Annotated in this window: 13 protein-coding genes and 1 tRNA gene; 4 read left to right on the top strand and 10 right to left on the bottom strand. The window is 60.6% G+C overall.

Going from position 1 to position 19,065, the window contains the following annotated elements; all coding sequences use genetic code 11:
- Together JNL55_RS18445 and JNL55_RS18450 are read right to left on the bottom strand one after the other, a co-directional pair.
- Nucleotides 1-1,263, bottom strand: a 1,263-nt coding sequence (locus tag JNL55_RS18445) for a TonB-dependent receptor (protein ID WP_293856864.1), incomplete at its 3' end; no start/stop codon positions are given.
- A gap of 126 nt (nt 1,264-1,389) precedes the next feature.
- Nucleotides 1,390-4,245, bottom strand: a complete 2,856-nt coding sequence (locus JNL55_RS18450; protein WP_293856867.1) for a TonB-dependent receptor — start codon at nt 4,243-4,245, stop codon at nt 1,390-1,392.
- A gap of 308 nt (nt 4,246-4,553) precedes the next feature.
- On the opposite strand from JNL55_RS18450, the gene JNL55_RS18455 reads away from it, so the two are divergent.
- Nucleotides 4,554-5,561 (top strand): sugar kinase, encoded by a 1,008-nt coding sequence (locus JNL55_RS18455; protein ID WP_293856870.1) that lies wholly within the window; start codon nt 4,554-4,556, stop codon nt 5,559-5,561.
- Nucleotides 5,562-5,647: 86 nt separating this feature from the next.
- On the top strand, nt 5,648-7,078 hold the full coding sequence (locus tag JNL55_RS18460; protein WP_293856873.1) for an aldehyde dehydrogenase family protein: 1,431 nt from the start codon (nt 5,648-5,650) through the stop codon (nt 7,076-7,078).
- Between the two features lie 9 nt (nt 7,079-7,087).
- Here JNL55_RS18460 and JNL55_RS18465 read toward each other — a convergent pair whose 3' ends face one another.
- From JNL55_RS18465 to JNL55_RS18500, 8 genes are all read right to left on the bottom strand, one after another.
- Nucleotides 7,088-7,777, bottom strand: coding sequence for a hypothetical protein (locus JNL55_RS18465; protein ID WP_293856876.1), 690 nt, complete (start codon nt 7,775-7,777; stop codon nt 7,088-7,090).
- A gap of 96 nt (nt 7,778-7,873) precedes the next feature.
- Nucleotides 7,874-9,850 (bottom strand): PQQ-dependent sugar dehydrogenase, encoded by a 1,977-nt coding sequence (locus JNL55_RS18470; protein WP_293856963.1) that lies wholly within the window; start codon nt 9,848-9,850, stop codon nt 7,874-7,876.
- A 198-nt stretch (nt 9,851-10,048) separates the two neighbouring features.
- Nucleotides 10,049-12,619, bottom strand: a complete 2,571-nt coding sequence (locus JNL55_RS18475) for a TonB-dependent receptor domain-containing protein (RefSeq protein ID WP_293856879.1) — start codon at nt 12,617-12,619, stop codon at nt 10,049-10,051.
- A 139-nt stretch (nt 12,620-12,758) separates the two neighbouring features.
- Nucleotides 12,759-13,787, bottom strand: a complete 1,029-nt coding sequence (locus JNL55_RS18480) for a FecR family protein (RefSeq protein WP_293856882.1) — start codon at nt 13,785-13,787, stop codon at nt 12,759-12,761.
- A 2-nt stretch (nt 13,788-13,789) separates the two neighbouring features.
- Nucleotides 13,790-14,344 (bottom strand): RNA polymerase sigma factor, encoded by a 555-nt coding sequence (locus JNL55_RS18485; protein WP_293856885.1) that lies wholly within the window; start codon nt 14,342-14,344, stop codon nt 13,790-13,792.
- A gap of 81 nt (nt 14,345-14,425) precedes the next feature.
- Nucleotides 14,426-15,199 carry an exodeoxyribonuclease III gene (gene xth / locus JNL55_RS18490; RefSeq protein ID WP_293856888.1) on the bottom strand — a complete coding sequence of 258 codons (774 nt, stop codon included), beginning with the start codon at nt 15,197-15,199 and terminating at the stop codon, nt 14,426-14,428.
- 44 nt (nt 15,200-15,243) lie between these two features.
- On the bottom strand, nt 15,244-17,064 hold the full coding sequence (locus JNL55_RS18495) for a DUF885 domain-containing protein (protein WP_293856891.1): 1,821 nt from the start codon (nt 17,062-17,064) through the stop codon (nt 15,244-15,246).
- Between the two features lie 99 nt (nt 17,065-17,163).
- Nucleotides 17,164-17,239: transfer RNA gene (locus JNL55_RS18500), tRNA-Gly, on the bottom strand.
- 100 nt (nt 17,240-17,339) lie between these two features.
- On the opposite strand from JNL55_RS18500, the gene JNL55_RS18505 reads away from it, so the two are divergent.
- Complete coding sequence (locus tag JNL55_RS18505; RefSeq protein WP_293856894.1) at nt 17,340-18,227, top strand: LysR family transcriptional regulator; 888 nt, start codon at nt 17,340-17,342, stop codon at nt 18,225-18,227.
- Nucleotides 18,224-18,955 carry a tRNA (guanosine(46)-N7)-methyltransferase TrmB gene (gene trmB / locus JNL55_RS18510; RefSeq protein ID WP_293856897.1) on the top strand — a complete coding sequence of 244 codons (732 nt, stop codon included), beginning with the start codon at nt 18,224-18,226 and terminating at the stop codon, nt 18,953-18,955. The genes JNL55_RS18505 and trmB overlap by 4 nt, the downstream gene beginning before the upstream one ends.
- Nucleotides 18,956-19,065 lie beyond the last annotated feature (110 nt).

The following is a 19,065-nucleotide window of genomic DNA, read 5'->3' on the forward strand; positions in this document are numbered from 1 at the left end:
GTCGAAGTTTTCCAGAATGATGGTGGTGGCGCGCTCCACCTCCAGCTCCGACTTGGACGTGCCGACCAAGGCATTGATCTTGAATCGATCGGAGAACGCGTGGTCGAGTGACAACGAATATTGGTTGAACTCGGTGTTCCACTCATCGAGGCGGTTCTCCGAGCGCACGTCGACATTGTCGAACACGCCGTAAGTCATGGTGCCGTTGGCATCGATCTCATAGGCAAGCACATCGGTCTGGCGGCGGCCCGTAGCGTTGCCACGCGCGAACGAGATGGCTTCCAGGAATGGCTCGGTACGTTCCGCATCCAGCTTCGAATGCAACACATCGAAACTCAGCGTGGTGTGGTCGCCGGGCTTCCATTGCAAAGAACCGGTGAGACCGAGGCGATCCTGGTCGTGCTCGAAGTTCACATAGCGAGGAAAGCGCGCGTGCACGGCGTTGTTGATACGCGTAGCTTCGGCGGCACTGACGCCAGCAGGCACGCTATTCCAACGATCGGTGGCAGTGTTGGTGTTGCGTTCCCAGCCACCGGATTGCGTTCCCTCTTCGCGAGTTTGGCGGCGCGAGTAGGCGACCGAGAACAACGCACCGAACGTCTGGCTGTCGTTGCTCATGCTGACCAACGCGACCGCGCGAGGATCCGCCTTGTCCGATAGCTCGTTATAGCCTTGTTGATACGAGCTCACGAACTTGAAGCCTTGAAAGTCCAGCGGCCGTGCGGTGAACAGATCGATAGTCGCACCGAGCGAGCCTTCGTCGATCTCTGCGCTGGACGTCTTACGCACAGCAATCTGATTGAACAGCTCGGACGCGAATACGTTGAAGTCGAACGCACGGGTGCGATTGGTACCGACCGCATCGGTGGCGCTGGTCGTGGTCAGCGCTTCCATGCCGTTGATCCGCACCCGCGAGAATTCAGGGCTCAAGCCGCGAATGCTGATCTGCCGGCCTTCGCCGCCGACCCGATCGATGGCGACGCCGGGCACGCGTTGCACCGACTCGGCCAGGTTGGTGTCGGGAAAGTCGGCGATGTCTTCGGCGAAGATCGCGTCGACAGCACCCGCAGTGGCGCGCTTCATATCCAGCGATTGTTCCAAACTCTCGCGATATCCAGTGACGATCACTTCTTCGACAGCGGCTGTCGAACTGGCGCTCTGACCAACTTCCTGCGCGCTCGCACTACCGACGGTCGCTGCACCTACTAACAGAATATGCACGGCGCCGCGAAGCTTGAGCGACTGCTGCATTGACTTCGACATGAGGCCCCCTGACCAGATGATATCGTTAACATTCCGCGACGAACCGACACTCGCGTCCGAGCGTTTGCCGGTCGTCACTGAGTCCGGCGGCTGACGCCGCCGGACTAGTCGTCATCGATGTTTTTATTAGAACTTGTAGCGCGCACCCAGCAGGTACTGACGTCCCTGGTGGTGGTAGTAGGACAGGCGATTACCCGAGGAATCCAAGTACTGATCCTGGAACTCATCCGTCAGGTTGAGGGCTTCCAGAGTCAGATCCAGATTCGGGGTCACCGACCAGGTCGAGGAGGCGTCGATGCTCAATGTTTCTATCGTGCCTTCGACATCGTTGAGGTTGCGGCCCGGCACCAGCGTCAGGAAGTCGTCGCGATAAGCGGCCGAGACGCGCGCGCTGAACGCTTCGTTTTCCCAATACAAGGTAGCGTTGTAAGCCGACTTCGACAGACCAGTGAGATCGGTTCTAGCGACCACTGCGCCGGTCTGGGACAAGTACTCGATCTCCGATTCCACGCCGGTGTAATTCAGGATCAAGCCAAAGTTTTTCCAGAAGCCTGGCAGGAACGAGAACGGCTGTTGATAGCTGATTTCGAAGCCGGTCAAATCGCCGCCGTCGGTGTTGGTCGGCAGCGCGAATTGCCAGCCCGACAAACAGGTGGCCGGATCCGGAATGGCAGCACCGCAAGCCGCCAGCGCCACGCTATCGGGCAAGCCGAGCGGATTGTTGGAGAAGCTGTCGGTGGCGCGCACGATCTGCACGAAGCTTTGGATGTCCTTCTTGAACAAGGCGAGCGACAGCAACGAGTCCTTGGCGAAATACCATTCGAACGACAAGTCGTAGGCTTTGGCTCGGTACGGATCGAGCAGCGGATTGCCGGCGGTCACCGTCTTGTTCGCACCGCTGATCTGGGTCGAAGCACCGGGCGCGAGAATGCCTAAGCCCGTGCCTTGACCGCCGCCGTTCGGACGGACCATCACTTTGGCCGCCGCCGCGCGGATCACAAAGTTGTCGGTCACGTCGATCGCCACGTTCAACGACGGCAACGTGTCGTCGTAGGTTCGCTCCACCGTGGTCAGTAGCGGCGAGCCTGAAGTGAACGTGTAACCTGACGACGTTTGTTTGGTCTCGACGTAGCGCACGCCCAGGTTGGCGCGCAACGGCCGGCCCCACACTTCGGTCTTGTAGTCGGCCTGCACATAGCCGCCGAGATCTTCCTCTTCGATGCTGTAGTTGTTGCCCAGCGCCGGCTCGATGCCGAGCGGGAACAAGCTGCGATCGTTCAACCCGAACAGTCGCGTGGCGGCCTCGATGTTCGGAATGATCCAGCGGGTGGCAGTGCCGTTGGGCACGCTCAGATTGTTGCTGATGCCGGTCAACTGGCTGTAATCGGCGATGGAGATGGCGCGCACCGCTGTCGAAATCACGCTTTCTTGGGCGGTGGTGCTGCCGTTGGAGCGTACCTTCGAGGTGGTGTCGAACTCGAACTTCTTGTATTGCGGCCCGGCTTTCACAGTGACTGCATCGTTGACGTCCCAAGCCACGTCGAAGGAGGTCGTCTTGAAAGTATTGGATGAACTTTGCGGACGCAGACGAATCTGCGACAGCGTCCAGGCCGATGCGCTGTCCACCGGCGCATTGCCGTAGCTGATCAACGGTAACCGGCTGTTACCGCGGAAGTCATAGGTGTAGCCGTCGACATCGGCGCGATCGAACAGCAACGTGGTTTGCACCGGATTGTCATGCTCGGCCTCGGAATAGCCGACGAGGCCGCGCACCCGTAGTGTGTCGCTGAAGCTGTGCGTACCTTCCAACGTCAGATGCGTGAAATCGGTCTTCAGCTTGTCGAAGCGCGCTTCGGAACGGATGTCGACATCGTCGAACACGCCGTACACCAGCGAGCCGCTCGAATCGATCTGCGCCTGACGCACCTTGACGTTGTTGATGGCCGCCGCGCCGTTGGCACTGAACACCGGTGCCTCGAGGAAAATCTCGCGACGTTCGGCGTCGAACTTGGCGAACATGCCATCCAGGCTGAGCAAGGTTCTGTCGGTCACTTGCCATTGCAACGAACCGGTGACGCCGAGGCGTTCCTGGTCGTGCTCGTAAATGTCATAGCGAGGAATACGCGGTCGGAATGCCCGGTTGAGCTGGTCAACCGTTACGCCAGGCGCGTCGGAGAGCGGCGAAAATGCCGCGAGCGGCTCGACCGTGCCGGCGGCAGTCAACGCGTTCTGCCAGCGCACCGTGCTCGCGCCTTCATCGAGCAACTTGCGTTCGGTATAGGCCAGCGACAGCAACGCGCCGAAGCGGCCGTCGCCGAAGGTGTTGCTGATCAGGAAAGCGCCGCGGGGATCAATGTCTTCGCTGATGTCGTTGTAACTGGCTTGCGCGCCGGTCACGACAGTGAAGCCTTCGTAATCGAAGGGCCGCGCCGAGCGCAAATCCACGGTCGCACCCAACGAACCTTCTTCCGTCTCGGCGGAAGAGGTCTTACGAATCGTGATGCTGTTGAACAGCTCGGATGCGAAAGTGTTGAAGTCGAACGAACGATCGCGATTGGTGCCGCCGGCCGCGTCGGTGCCGCCGTTGGCGCTCATCGCTTCCATGCCGTTGATGCGCACTCGCGTGAACTGCGGCCCCAGGCCGCGGACGCTGATTTGCCGGCCTTCGCCAGCATCGCGTGCGATGGAGACGCCTGGCACACGCTGAATGGATTCAGCCAGATTCAGATCGGGAAAGTCGGCGATGTCCTCGGCGACGATGGCGTCGACGGCACCCACCGCCTCGCGCTTCTGATCCAGTGCCAGGCTCAAGCTCTGGCGATAGCCCGTGACTACGATCTCTTCCACCTGAGCCTGCTGTTGAGCAGCCGTCAGCCCCGATGATTCCTGCGCAAGCGCGGTTGCACCAGCAGACAGTGCCGCCATCCCTAACACAGCTCGAACCGCAAAGCGGAGCGCACTGTGGCGAACTAGCTTCGACATGAGCGTTACCCCCATTCCATATCGCCCTTAACTACCGCTGATCTCGGCCATGGGCTCTGCGCTGCCCGGGTATGGCCGACGTGCCAACCCTTGCGATTGGCCATCCCGATTTCTGACACCGGTAGCATGTTGCTGTCATAGCAATGACACCGGTGACAATGAGAGGCTAACAGAGCACCCTGGCGGCCGGCAAGACACCCCTTTTCGAGCCTGGTTCGACCTTGGCCGCGCCCCAATCTGGCGCGATCCGCCCTACAATCGGCGCCGTTGACGCCTCACTCTCCAGCCCACGGAACCCATCAAACCGCATGAAACAGGCCATCCTTTGCTTCGGTGAGGTGCTGTTGCGCTTGTCTGCTCCCGGTAAGGAGTTGCTGCTGCAATCGCCCCGTTTCGATGCTCACATCGGTGGCGCTGAAGCCAACGTTGCCGTCTCTTTGCATAAGTTCGGTCACCGCACGCGCGTGGTCAGCACGTTGCCGGATTCAACGCTGGGCCGGGTTTGCGCCGATGAATTGCGCCGGCATGGCGTAGAGACCGACACGATTAATTTTCGCGACGGTCGAATGGGAATGTATTTCCTCACGCACGGTGCGGGGCATCGGCCAGCGGAAGTTCTATATGACCGCGCGAACTCTGCTTTTTCTGCGGCTCCGGCCAGTTCCTACGATTGGGCGTCGTTGCTCACCAACGCGCGTTGGCTGCATGTTTCAGGCATTACGCCGGCAGTCAGCAGCGCCACAGCAGAAGCGGCTGCGCAAGCGATGCAAGCGGCTCGCAAAGCTGGCGTGCAGATTTCTTTCGACTGCAATTTCCGCGCGCGACTGTGGGGCGAGCGTTCGCCCGAAGCGCCGCAGTTGTTGACTCGTCTATGCGAACAGGCCGATGTGATTTTCGGCGACGACCGCGACATCGCGTTCATGCTCGGTTTCAAAGCCACCGCCGCGGATGCACGGCGTGAAGCGGCGGATGTGGCATTCAAAACATTCAAGCAACTGCGTTACTTGGTTTGCACCGAGCGAGCGCGACACAGCGTCGACGTTCAGCAACTCACTGGCTTGTTGTTCGATTCGAACAGCACCTACACCAGCCGTTCGTATCCTTTGCACAGTATCGTCGACCGCATCGGCGGCGGCGACGCGTTCGCGGCCGGCGTGCTGCATGGTCTGCTGACCGGAATGACGCCCCAGGCAGCCATTGATTTCGGTGCGGCGGCCGGCTGCCTGAAGCATTCCATTCCCGGGGATTTCAATCTGTTGGGCGTGGCGGACGTGGAATTGCTGTTATCGGAGAAAGGCGGCGACGTGCGCCGTTAGCGGCGCCGCTGCAGTATCATTGCCCTCCCCTTTTGCGCCGTACCCGTTCTGGTGTGCGGATCGCAGGTCCATTGGCGGAGGACGACATGTACGAGTTCAAGCGGTTTTATATCGATGGCGCCTGGGTCACCCCGCCGGGCCGTCGTGAGTTGGCGGTCATCAATCCGGCTACCGAACAACAGATCGGCAAGATCATGCTCGGTACCGCCGAGGATGTAGATCTGGCCGTCAAGGCGGCACGCACCGCGTTCGAAACGTTTTCACAAACGTCGCGCGAAGAGCGCGTCGCGTTGCTCGAACGAATCATCAAGGTTTACCAGGCCCGCATCAAAGACGTGGCCGCGGCCATTTCCGATGAAATGGGTGCGCCGGCCAAATTCGCGCTGAATGCGCAGGCCGGCAGCGGCCTGGGTCATTTCATCGCGACGCTGGCAGCGCTCAAAGAATTCGAGTTCGAAGAAGCGCTCGGCACCACCTTGGTTCGTCGCGAACCGGTGGGTGTTTGCGGTTTGATCACGCCGTGGAATTGGCCGTTGAATCAAATCGGCTGCAAAGTCGGGCCGGCGCTGGCAGCGGGTTGCACGATGGTGCTCAAGCCCAGTGAAGTTGCACCGCTGAGCGCGCACATTTTCGCTGAGATCATGCACGAGGCCGGCGTGCCCAAAGGCGTGTTCAACATGGTCGATGGCGATGGCCCGACCGTCGGCGAGGCGCTGTCACGTCATCCGGACATCGACATGATGTCGTTCACCGGCTCGACGCGTGCGGGCGTGCAAGTCGCGAAGGCAGCAGCAGACACGGTGAAGCGTGTGTCGCAAGAACTCGGCGGCAAATCTGCAAACATCATTCTGGACGACGCCGATCTGAATGCCGCAGTGAAGAGCGGCGTGTTGTCGATGATGTCCAACACCGGTCAGTCCTGTAACGCACCTTCGCGCATGCTGGTGCCGAAGAAGCTGTATGAAGAAGCGGTGGCTATCGCCAAGAGCGTGGCCGCGAAACCGGTGGTCGGCGATCCGAAAAAAGACGGCGTCACCATGGGCCCGGTGGCCAACAAAACTCAATTCGACAAGATTCAACGCTTGTTACAAACCGGCATCGACGAGGGTGCCACCGCGGTGATCGGCGGCCCGGGCCGGCCGGACGGCATCGACAAGGGCTACTTCATCAAGCCCACGGTATTCGCCAACGTGAACAACACCATGACCATTGCGCGCGAAGAAATCTTCGGGCCGGTGCTGGTGATGATTCCTTACGAGACCGAAGACGAAGCGGTGCGCATCGCCAATGACACGGTGTATGGCCTGTCCGGTTACGTGTACTCGGGTGACATCGAGCATGCGCGCAAGGTGGGCCGCAGACTGCGGACCGGCATGGTGCATCTGAATGGCGCCTCCACCGACATCAACGCGCCGTTCGGCGGTTACAAACAATCCGGTAACGGCCGCGAGTGGGGCAAGGAAGGTCTCAAGGAATTCCTGGAGACCAAAGCGCTGATGGGATATTCCGCCAGCTAAGCGCCGCGCCTATCGCAACGGCCCGCGATCCGGATTCGGTGCCGGCGCGGGCCCGGTGCGGCGATCGTACAAGCGGCGTATTTTCATGCCCGCCAGTTCACTATCGCCGCTCCATTTCATTTCATACTCGAGCTGGCCGGTCTTGCTGAGCCGGAATCTTTCCAAGGCCCGCGGTCCGCTGCGCACCTTGCGCTCCATGACGAACCATTCGCCCTCCCAGCCCACCCAGGAATCGGCGAGCTGACCTTCGGGCATCGAGACCTGGGTATGGCTGCCCGCCTCCACGCGCCGCGCGTCGACTGCGGACAGAAATTCAAATCGCCTCGGCTCCAGTTGCTTGATCTCCAGCGTCTGGCTCACGCCAAGCATGCGGAGCAAATTCTCCTGCTGTTGTTTTTGCCACGGCCGGGGGCCCCGCGAACGATTGCCCGGTGCGTCCGGCGGCGGCGCATCGGCATCGATGGGCGGCGGCATGTTCCGCGGCCGGGAGTCTTCTTCGCGCCGGCGCATTTTGTCGAAACGCTCCCGCTCCTCGCCCTGCCGCTTGGCCAGCATGGCTTCGGGATCGTCGCTGACAACGGCGTTCAATACCCAAAAGCCGGTGATGTCGATGGGCCGCTTGGGAGCGGCGGCATAGTCCGACAACGCTAGCGCGGACCACAGGCACAGCACGACTGCGCAGGAAAGACGGTACAGCAAGATGGCTCGCGTTATGAAAGATGGGTTCGGAACCGGCTCGGGCCAGCTTAAAGTCTGCCCCGAGCCGGGGCAACCTTGGGGATGCTAGATAACGGCTCAGTGGTCGCGCTGCTCGGCGTCCGGCGGGTTGCGCAGATACTGGATGATGGCCTGGCGGTGCTCGGCGTCGGCGATGCCCGGGAAAGCCATGGATGTGCCCGGCACGCCGGCTTGCGGCTGTTGCAGGAACTTGTCGAGCTTGGCGGCGTCCCATGCGCCTGACTGCGCCCGCATGGCCGGCGAGTATTCATCGAAGCCTTGCACCTGGCCGATGCGCCGTCCGACGACGCCCAGCAAGTCCGGACCGATCCGATGCGACTGACCATCCACCACGGCGTGACAACCCAGGCATTGGGTTGCAAACAAGGTGGCGCCATCTTGGCCGGCCGAGGGCTCGAGCGTGGTGAGTGCGGCGTCGTCGCTCCAAATCAATAAGCGACCGTCGGTCAGCTGCAAAATCTCACGCACACGTTTATTGAGTGCGATCGGCTCCTGCACCACGACGCGATCTTCAGCGACCGCCAAGCGATACAACGAACGCGACGACAACGAACCTACCAATAGATTGCCGGCCCAGATTGGAAACATCTTGTCGCCCAACACCGCGAGATCGGAGGCACCGATGCTCGGCACCCAGGCCGTGGTCGGTTGGCGATAGTCGGCATGACTGTTCTGAGCCGCACTGAGCGGCCACGCCGTGGCGCCGTACTCAGTACCGTAAGTCACATTGGGCCAACCGAAGTTGGCGTGCTCTTGTAACAAGTTGAGCTCATCGCCGCCTTGCGGCCCATGCTCGGTCAACCACAGTTTGCCGTCGCGGCCCTGAGCAATACCCTGCGGATTGCGATGGCCCAGCGTGAAAATGGTTCGCTCGTGAGTGACCAGATCAATGAGCAGGGTCTTGCCATAGTCGGTGGCGGTGTCCTGCGAGAACGCCTGGCTGGACTCGATGCCGGAGAATCCTTGATCGCCCAAGGTCAGCAGCAGCTTGTTGGCTTCCAGCAGCAGCATCTCGCCGCCGACTTCCTCACCTTTGAAGGGATTCTTGCCGCGCTTACGGTTGGGACCTTTGAGAGGCACACACGGCGTGGTCTCATACAACGTCGACCACTGACCTGATGAAATGCTCTGCTCCAGATTGCGCAACGGTACGGTGAGTTCGGACACTCTCACCGCCACACATTCGTTTTGCGCGTTCCAATAGTGATGCGAGGCGAAGATGCGGACGTTGTCGCCGTCGACGGCTGTTACTACGTCGGCAACACGGAAGCGCCATGTTTGTACTTTAGGTGCGCCTTCTTCGTGCCAATCTCGCGAGCGCTTGGGTTGTCGAGCCGAGCCGCCGAACGCTTTGGCGAACTCTTCGCGATTCAACGGCACCAGCGTGGGCAGCTCCGTGACTTTGAAGCCGCCGCGCTCGGCCGGCGCATCGATCACATATAAATGTCCGTCGCCGGTAGCGAGCAACACCCGATCGCCGAGCAAACTCATGCCACCGCCGCGGGTGGCCGGCTCGGGAATCCAACCTTCTCTAATGGTGGCCTTCAGGGGATAGAAGGCGGTAGTGAAGTAAGCGTCGCGCGTCACTTGCTCGGCGCCGGCCGAGGCATGCACATGATTCAGCGAGTACGCCGCCAAGCCAATCGCAACCACCGCGCCCGCGACTACTGGCAACCGCTGCAAACCGATAGGGCTGACCGCCAGCGGCACCACGACCGCAATCGCCATCACCAAAGGAATCAGCAAATACCGTGGCAAGGAAATCGACAGCGCTGCCGCCGCGATCAGAAACAGACTCAACACCGCGAACGAGCGAATCAAGGTCAGCCCGGCGCTGCGCCAACTGGCCACACGATCCACCAGCAACGACAGCAGGCAGGCCGCGCCAAACGCTGCCACGACTAACAACAACGAAAGCTTCTGCGGCCGAGCCAACGAACTCCACAGCTCGCTGTACTTGAGCACGGGTAACAACGACAACACCAGCGCGCCGCAGGCGTACCACGCCAGACGTTGCCACATCGGTGGATGCACGTCGCTCAATCGAGCCCGTCCTCGCTAGTGGGTATGAAGCCCCAGGCTGTTAACGCGAGCAGTGGGTCTTAGGATCCCCGCGCTTGGAAATTATCACGGGTAATAATCGGCAAGCGATCTGGGAAAGACCGCAATGGCTGACTTATGTTGGTCGAACCGGGCGAGCACACGCGGGGAACGCGTGCTCGCCCGGGATGCTCAGCGCATCTTCCAATCGAGCGACACGCCGATGGTGCGCGGGCGAATGATGAAGTCCTGCAGACCCAGGCCGAAGTCGCCATAGCCGAACGTTACACCGCGCTTGTCAGTCAGGTTGTTCACGAAGGCGGTGATGCCCACCTGATTGAACGTGGCACCGATGCGCAGATCGGTTTGACCGAACCCGTTGATGCGCAGGTTCGGCGTTTGCAACGACTGCGGCGAATCCGACAGATAACGATGCGCCAGCGTGATGGTCGGCTCAGCCGCCAACGGCAAGCGCGCCGTCGCCATCGCCGACACCTGCCATTCCGACGCGCCCGGCAACTGCTGACCGTCGCGCAAGATCACGTTGGCATTGCTGACCACCGTCTCGCTGAGCTTCGCATCCAGATGGGTGACGTTGAGCGTCAGATCGAACGCATCCGAGACGCGCCACAGGCCGCTGAACTCCTGACCGACGTTGCGTGCCTCACCGGCGTTGGTGCCGTAAGTCACATCGTCGGGACGATACAAGCGCACTTGCAGATCGCTCCAGTCGATCAGGAACACCGTGAGATCGACCTGCAGCCGACGATCCAGGAAGGTGCTGCGGACGCCGACTTCGTAGTTCCACAACGAGTCGGTTTCCCAACCGCTCGGCGTATCGAAATTGGCCAGCGGGAAGATGGTGTTGGGGTTGCCGAAGCGATAGCCCTTGGACGCCAACGCGTACAGCATCAGATCGTCATCGCGACGCCAGGCAATCGAGACTTTGGGCGCAAAGCCATCTTCGGTCTGATGACCGGGCGGCAGCGCCAACGAGCCGGGATAGAAGATGCCGTAGTAGACCGAACGACTGTTCACTTCGGTATCGAAGTAGCGGCCGCCGAACGTCAAGGTCCACTGGTCGGCGAACCGATAGTTGGCTTCACCGAACACGGCCTTTTCTTCGCCGTCGATCTTGCCCACGCCCCAATAGAACATGTCGCCGCGCAGGTCGGCCGGATTGCTGATCGGCGCCAAGATGGCGTACGAACCTTCCGAGACGATGGAGTCGTTGAAGGTCTTGTCGGTCGACGAACCCATCACACCGACGATGTAGTCGAAGCGCTCGCCCTTGGGCGACGCCAGGCGCAACTCGAAGCTGCGACTGTCGCTCTTACCTTTGTCGAAGTAAGGCGTGGGATTCGGCAGGCCGGCACCATAGAACTCGGTGTAGTCGTTGGTCAGGCTGCGCTTCTTTTCACTGTAGCCGCCGAGCGCGGTCAACGTGGCGAAGCCGAGATCCTGATCGAGTCGCAAGCTATGCAGCTGCAACTCGTAACCCACCGGCTCGGGCACGACGGTGTTACGGGCGAACTCGCCGAGCTCCGGATAGCGATAGCCGAAGTCCGGCGTATTGTTCTTGTCGTAAAGATTGAACAGCGCGAGCTTGGTGCTTTCGCTCGGAGTCCACACTGCGGAGAAACGACCGCCCTTGTCGGTCTGCTCGTTGCTCGCCTTGCGACCGGTGCCGCGGTTGTCCAGATAACCCGCTTCGGTTCGATAGTAAGCAACGCCGCGAATCGCAAACGTATCTCCCAAGGGAATGTTGATCATGCCCTTGCCGGAGTAGTTGGTGTTGCCATCGCTGTGATGAGTGCTGCTGGCCGACGTTTGAATGGCCGCGTCGAAACCTTCGGTGCTCGCTTGATGTGCAACGAAGTTGATGGCACCACCGAGCGCGGAAGAGCCGAACAATGTCCCTTGCGGACCGCGCAACACTTCCACTCGCTCCACGTCGAAAGTATCGACGTCGGGAATGGCGATGGCGTAGCCGGGTTCGGTCAGCGGAATTTCATTGATGTAATAGCCGGTCGGGCCCTGGCCCTGATCCTTGCCCACCGAAGTGCCGACACCACGAATGATGGCAGTGGAATCACCCAACGGACCGGCATTGAACACGACGCCAGGTGTGCGCGACAGGTAATCCTGGAAGCTCTGCGCACCGATGGCTTCGAGCTGCGCACCCGACATGGCAGACACCGAGCCGGCGATATCTCGCGCACGCTCAGGACGCTTGGTGGCGGTGACGATGACCTCATAAATCGAATCGTTGTCTTCTGACGCAGCGGTCGAGCCCGACGCTGCCGTAGCATTGCGAGTTGGCGTCGCCGCTTGCGGTTCAGCCTGAGTGTTCATCTCGGCGCGAGCCAGATGCACGGCCGCTGCGTTTCGCACATGAGCCGCCGGCCGCGAAGTCACATTGGAAGAATCGCGCACCAGAATCGCATTGGAATCGGTGACCGAGTAAGTCAGGCCGGTGTCGGCCAGGATGCGTTTGAGCGCGTCCAGATCGTCATAACGACCGATGACGCCATGAGTCTGTTTGCCCTGTGTGAGCTCGGGCGCAAAGAAAATCTCACGATTGCTCTGGAATGCGAACGCTTTGAGCGCGCTGCCCAGATCCTGCGCTTCGATATTGAACGTTCGCGGTTCCGGATGTGTCGCGGCTACCGCCTGTGACAAGCTCGGCGCAACGCCTGCGGCGGCCAGCACGCATGCGATGATTGCCTTCAGATGCGGTCGCGCCGCCACTGCGTTCTGCATGGACCGTACTCCCCATTCTGGTGTTGTATGTGGGGTAAAGCGTTACTCACACTCCACCCTCAACCAGTAAGACGCAGGCCAGTACAAAACTGTTAAACAGTTCGCCCAAATTGTTTATATGGGCTTTTACGTGGGGAGATTACTGCCCGCCGGTCAGCAAGATACGTGAAGGCTCGCGCGCAGCGACCTGCAGCGGGTAATGACCGGTGACGGTCTCGACAAAACTTTCGCTATGACCTGCTTTGAAGACGCCGCTAACGCGCAACTGCCCAAGCTCCGGGTCGGCCAGTTCGATGCGTGTAGCGGAATATCGATTGATCTCGGCAATGGCCGCTTCGAGTGTGTCGTTATCGAAGACCACTTGGCCTTGACGCCAGCTCACTACCTTGGCGACGTCCGCTTTGCGCTTTTCCACGGAGGCGTCATCGGAAACGATCAGCGCTTCGCCGGCCACTAGCAGTTCGGGCACGGGCGGCGCGTTGATCAAACGAGCCAATGGCGAAAGGATGGGCTCGACCGAGACCTTACCTTCGGCGAGCGTGACCTGCACCGAGTCGCGACTGTCCATTCGCACATCGAACGCGGTGCCCAACGCAGTTACGCGTCGATCGCCCGCTTCGACCACGAACGGCCGATTCGGATTCTTGGCCACCTGGAACCACGCCTGGCCGGCCAGCAAGCGCACGCTTCGCCGCTCGGGCGTGAAGCGCACATCGATGCGGCTGTTGGTGTTCAACACCACCGAAGAACCATCGGACAGAGTGATCGTGGAACGCTCGCCGACAGCGGTACGGAACGCGCCGCCTTCGGTGACCGAGCCCATGATGATGGCCGGCGATGCAGTATCGACATCGCGAACCAGCGGAGCCACGGCGTACGCGATGGCCACCGCAACGCCCACCACCGCAGCGGCAGTGGCGACACGGAAGAAACGTAGCCGATGCGTAGCGCTTAGCGCTTCACGACGCATTTTCAGGACGCGCGCATCCACTCGGGCCGCCGATAACGACGACCACGTTTGCTCGACCGCTTCGAATGCGGCCTTGTTGCGCGGATCTGCGCTCAGCCACGCATCGAATTCAGCGTAGGTGCGAGCCGAGTCGTCCTCATCGAGACGACTGTGCCATTCCGCCGCCGCCGCGTAGGCGTCTTCGTGTGCCGTTTCCATGCTCACTTCTCCAAACCACGCGCCATATGTTCCTTGGCACGCCGCAAATGAAAACGCACGCTTTCGACGCTGATCTGCAGGCTGGCTGCAATCTCCTCCTGTTTCATACCTTCATAGAGCCGCAAAACGAATACATGGCGGGTGCGCGCCGGCAGCTCGAGCAACGACCCGAGCGCCCGATCCAGCAACTGCCTACCTTGTAAGACGCGCTCCGGCGAAAAATCGTTAGTGGGTAACTCACAATTTTCCAGCGGATCATGTTCGCCGGCATGCCGGACGGCCCGGCGCCGCACCCGGTCCCGGATCACGTTGGCGGCCACTTGGAAGACATAACCTTCCAAATACTCGATGTTGTCGAAGTTGGGCCGGTGCGCCAGGCGGATGAACACTTCCTGCACCAGGTCGTCGATGTCGTAGGCTTCGCGAATGCGCTTTTCGAAATAACTGGTCAACGGCCGGCGATAGCGCCGGTCCAGATGCACCAGAAATTCCACCGGGTCGGCGCCTGACGGCGCCGGCACGGACGGTGCTGTGACTTGTTTGCGCCAACGAAACATCGGGCCAGGAATAAGTTTCAGGCGGGAGAGTTGCCTGAGCTTAGAGCCGGTAGCAGGCGCGGAGCAAGTGCGCGCCGATTATTAGTCGATCAGTTCGATCCAGGTCGGCGCGTGGTCGCTGGGCTTTTCCCAGCCGCGCACGTCGCGATCCACACCTGCGGCTTTGAGCCTCTGGGTCGCGGTCGCATTCAACAACAAATGATCGATGCGCAGTCCGGCATCCCGGCCGTAAGCGTTCCGGAAATAATCCCAGTATGTGTAGATGGTCGCTTCGGGATGCAGGTGACGGATCGAATCCACCCAGCCTTGCTCGACGATACGACCGAACGCTTCGCGCGTCTCGACGCGAAACAAGGCGTCATCCACCCAACGCTCGGGCTTGTAAACATCGTTGCCGGTGGGAATGACGTTGTAGTCGCCGGCCAGCACGACCGGGCTGTCGCTTTTCACCAGCTCGGCGGCATGCAGGCGCAGCCGCTCGAGCCAACGCAGTTTGTAATCGAACTTGTCGCCGGGCGCCGGATTGCCGTTCGGCAAATACAAACATCCGATGGTCACGTCGCGCACCACGGCTTCGATATAACGACTGTGTGAATCTTCCTGGTCGCCAGGCAACGCGCGTCGAATCTCAGTCGGTTCGCAACCTTTGGCGAGAATCGCCACGCCGTTGTAACTCTTTTGTCCGTGCCAGATCACGCCGTAACCCAACTCACGGATGGCGGCTTCAGGAAACTTTTCGCTAGGCGTTTTCAGTTCCTGCAAGCACGCCACGTCGGGCGAGGTTTCCTGTAGCCAGCGCTGCAGGCTGGGCAAGCGAGCGTGAACACTGTTGACGTTGTAAGTCGCGATTCGCATTTTCTTCTCAACATTCGTCACAGGGACCGAGGGTCCCGGCAAAACTAACCTTTGGCGATGAACCCATCGATGCTGCGTGCCAGGACCACCATCGGCACATCACCGCCTTGCACCACAGCGTCGTTGAATTTGCGGAAGTCGAACTTGGTGCCGAGCGCCTGTTGGGCTTTCTTGCGCAGGCGGTTGATCTCGCTGTGACCCACCTTGTAGCCGCACGCCTGACCAGGCCACGCGCAGTAACGATCGACTTCGCTGGTGACTTCTTCCAAGCCCGAGCCATTGGTCTTGGCAAACCATTCGATGGCTTGCTGCCGCGTCCAACGCTTGGCATGCAAGCCGGTATCGACGACCAAGCGACAAGCTCGGAACGCAATGGATTGCAGATAGCCGAGACGGCCGACTGGATCGTTGTCGTAAACACCCAGCTCGGCAGCGAGCTGCTCGGCATACAGCGCCCAGCCTTCGGCAAACGCATTGAACGCCAGCAATGAACGGAACAACGGCAACTTGAATGTATATTCGCCCTGCCACACATGCCCGGGAATGGACTCGTGATAGGTCAGTGTCGGCAACGAATAAGTGGTCCACAGATCCGTGGTGCGCAAATTGATCCAGAACTTGCCTGGCACTTTGCCGTCGATGGTGCCGGCACCGCCGTACGCGCCTGGCGCACCCGGTTCGACTTCCGGCGCCATGCGTTGAATCTGCAGATTTCCCGGCACGAGCGTCGCGAATGCACGTGGCAGCCGCGTGCGAATATCCTTCACTCGATCATGCAGCAACGCCATGATCTGTTCGCGCCCCTTATCGCCTTCGGGGAATTGGAAGCGCGCCTGCTTGCCCAGCTCGGTCATGCGCTCGCCCACCGTACCTTGCGTGAGACCTTGCGCCTTGAGAATCACATCCATCTCAGCTTGCAACGCACGCAACTCTTGCTGACCGAGTTCGTGAATTTGATCCGGCGTCATGCGCGTGGTGGTCGCGGCACTCAACGCCCATGCGTAGTACTCGTCGCCTTTCGGAAGTTTCCAGACACCGGCGTCGCTGGTAGCGCGCTTGCGATGAGCTTGCAGCTCGGCGAGTTGACGCTGTAGCGCCGGCGCGATTTTATCTTTCGCGATCTTGGCCGCCTTGGCCGCGTAGTCACCAGGAATGTTCTTGGTCCGATTGGCTAGCGACGTCACCAGCGTCCATTCGGCGATGTTGCCGCCGCTGGCCATGCGCAGCTGACTAAGCGTCTTGTCGAGCAGAAAGTCAGGAGCGATCACGCCCTGCGAGGCTGCGGCCTTCAGGCGCGCGGTCTCACCATCGATCTGGCCGGCGTACGCTTCCAATCGAGATAGATATGCATCGGCATCCGCACGCGTCTCAACAGTGTGGCGCGTGTCCATCATGCTCGGGATTTCGAGGAAAGCACCGGTGTTCTGCGCGACCACATAGGGCGCGTTTCGATACGACCAGTTCTGATTCAACGTAGCGACATCGCCATAGGGAAAAGCAAAGCCTTCGCTGGCGAACTCATGCGAGGTGCGCATGACATCGACATCGATGCGCGTCGCGTCGCTCAGATGCGAGGTGTCGATAGCCTTCAGGCGCTGCAGCCGTTTCGCGGCCCGCTGCGCAATCGCGCGCTGCCCTTCGACGGAGCGGTCGGTCAATTTAGCTTTCAATGCCGCACGCGCGCCGGTGTCGATCCCCAGCCCGGTGGCGCTCTCGGGATAGTCGACCAGCAACTCTTCGGCCATCTCGGCCAGCAGGGCTTCGGTGGCCTTGTCGGCGTCGGCGGCGTGCGCACTGACCGGCAGATTGGCCACAGCAATGGCGGCACCGGTTCCCACTAGAAAATCGCGACGGCTGGCGGTCATCTACGGCTATCCCCCTGACAAAGCACCACGGGCCAACGGCAGCACGCTACCGAGGCACTGGTGGACATGGCTTGCTGATCCGCCCGGACGGGCCGGAAATGGAGCGGGCGACGGGTCTCGAACCCGCGACCTCAAGTTTGGGAAACTTGTGCTCTACCAACTGAGCTACACCCGCGCCCGGCCGATTCTAGGGATTCGCCCGGCGCCGATCAATCGCCGCCGGCCGGGCCGCGGCGGCTATACTCGCAGCCCTCGCCTCACCCCGCCTAAGTCTAGTGGCTCTCAGATTCGATTTACGTGACCTGGAATTGTTCGTGGCCGTCGCCGATGCGGGCAGCATCGCGCGCGCCGCTGAACGTTCCCACACCGTCGCCTCGGCGGTCAGCAAGCGCGTCTCCGACCTCGAAGACAACTTGGGCGCCCCGCTATTGCTGCGCGGTGCGAAAGGTGTGGAGTTGACCGCCGCCGGCCATGCGTTATTGGCAAGAGCCCGTGTGCTGCTCCATCAAGCCGCTCAATTGGACGACGAGATGCGTCGTCACGCCTCGGGCACGCGCGGCTATGTGCGCATGTTTGCAAACATTTCCGCCATCGTCGAATTCCTGCCCAATGCGCTGGCGTCGTTCGCCCAGCAGCACCCGGACATTCATGTGCATCTGGAAGAGCACGTCAGCTCGGCCATCGCGGCGGCCGTGGCGGACAACTCTGCTGACTTGGGCATCGTCAGCGAACTGCCGGCCATCGACGGTCTGAGCACCGTGCCCTTTCGTAACGACGATTTGATCGTGGTGTTGCAAGCCAATCATCCGTTGGCCAAACGCAGCTCGTTGTCGTTCGCCGAATTGCTCGACGAGCCGTTCGTCGGTCTGCATGCCAGCAGCTCGCTGCATCGATTGTTGACGCGCGCTGCCATGGAAGCGGATCGCTCGCTGAACTGGCGAGTGCAAGTCACTAGCTTCGACGCCGCCTGCGCCATGGTGGCTGCCGGCTTAGGCGTGAGCATCGTGCCGCGCGCCGCCACTAGCGCTTACATCCGTTCGTTGTCGCTGGCGTCGGTGCCACTCACCGATGCCTGGGCGCAACGTCAATTGTTTCTTTGTATTCGCACCGGGGCACCGCTGCACTCGGCTGCAAAATTGCTTTACGACCATATTCAGAAATGACCGACGCTTCGTCCCCAGACAATCCCGCGAGCCCACCTGCCTCGCGCCGCTCCATCCGTAGCTTCGTGATTCGCGCCGGCCGCGCCACCGTCGGCCAACAGCGCGCTTTGGAAGAGCTGTGGCCCAAGTACGGGATCGAGTTCAGTGCGCAGCCGCTTGATCTGGATCAAACATTCGGCCGCCGCGCGCCACGCATGCTGGAGATCGGCTTCGGTGCCGGCGAGGCCATGTTGGCGTTCGCGCAAGCGCATCCCGAGCTGGACTGCATCGGCGTCGAAGTTCACAAGCCCGGCGTCGGTCACTTGTTGCTGGGCGCGGAAACAGCAGGACTCAGCAATCTACGCGTGATCTGTCACGACGCTGTCGATGTCTTACAACAACAGCTCGCGCCCGGCTCGCTACAGCTGATTCATATTTTCTTTCCCGACCCATGGCACAAGAAACGCCATCACAAGCGGCGCCTGATTCAGCCGGAGTTTGTCGAGATCCTGGCACGCTCGCTCGCCATCGGCGGCACACTGCGCCTGGCGACGGACTGGGAACATTACGCCATGCATATGCGCGAAGTGCTCGATGCCTCGCCGTTGTTTGCTAACGAAGCGGCTGAAACCGGCTTCGTCACTCGCAACGAGGAGCGGCCACTCACGCGTTTCGAACGACGTGGCCAGCGCCTCGGTCACGGTGTCTGGGATTTGAGTTATCGCCGACTCGATCCCGCCGCGCCGTAAGAACTATTCCAAGCACGATTACAAAAAAGTCACATTCTTGACGCACAGAAAATAATTCACGTTGCGTAGCTGGCACCACTGCTTGTGAGGGTGAATTCAAAGCCGAATTT

The organism is Steroidobacter sp. (assembly GCF_016790065.1).
Taxonomy (GTDB): Bacteria; Pseudomonadota; Gammaproteobacteria; order Steroidobacterales; family Steroidobacteraceae; genus Steroidobacter.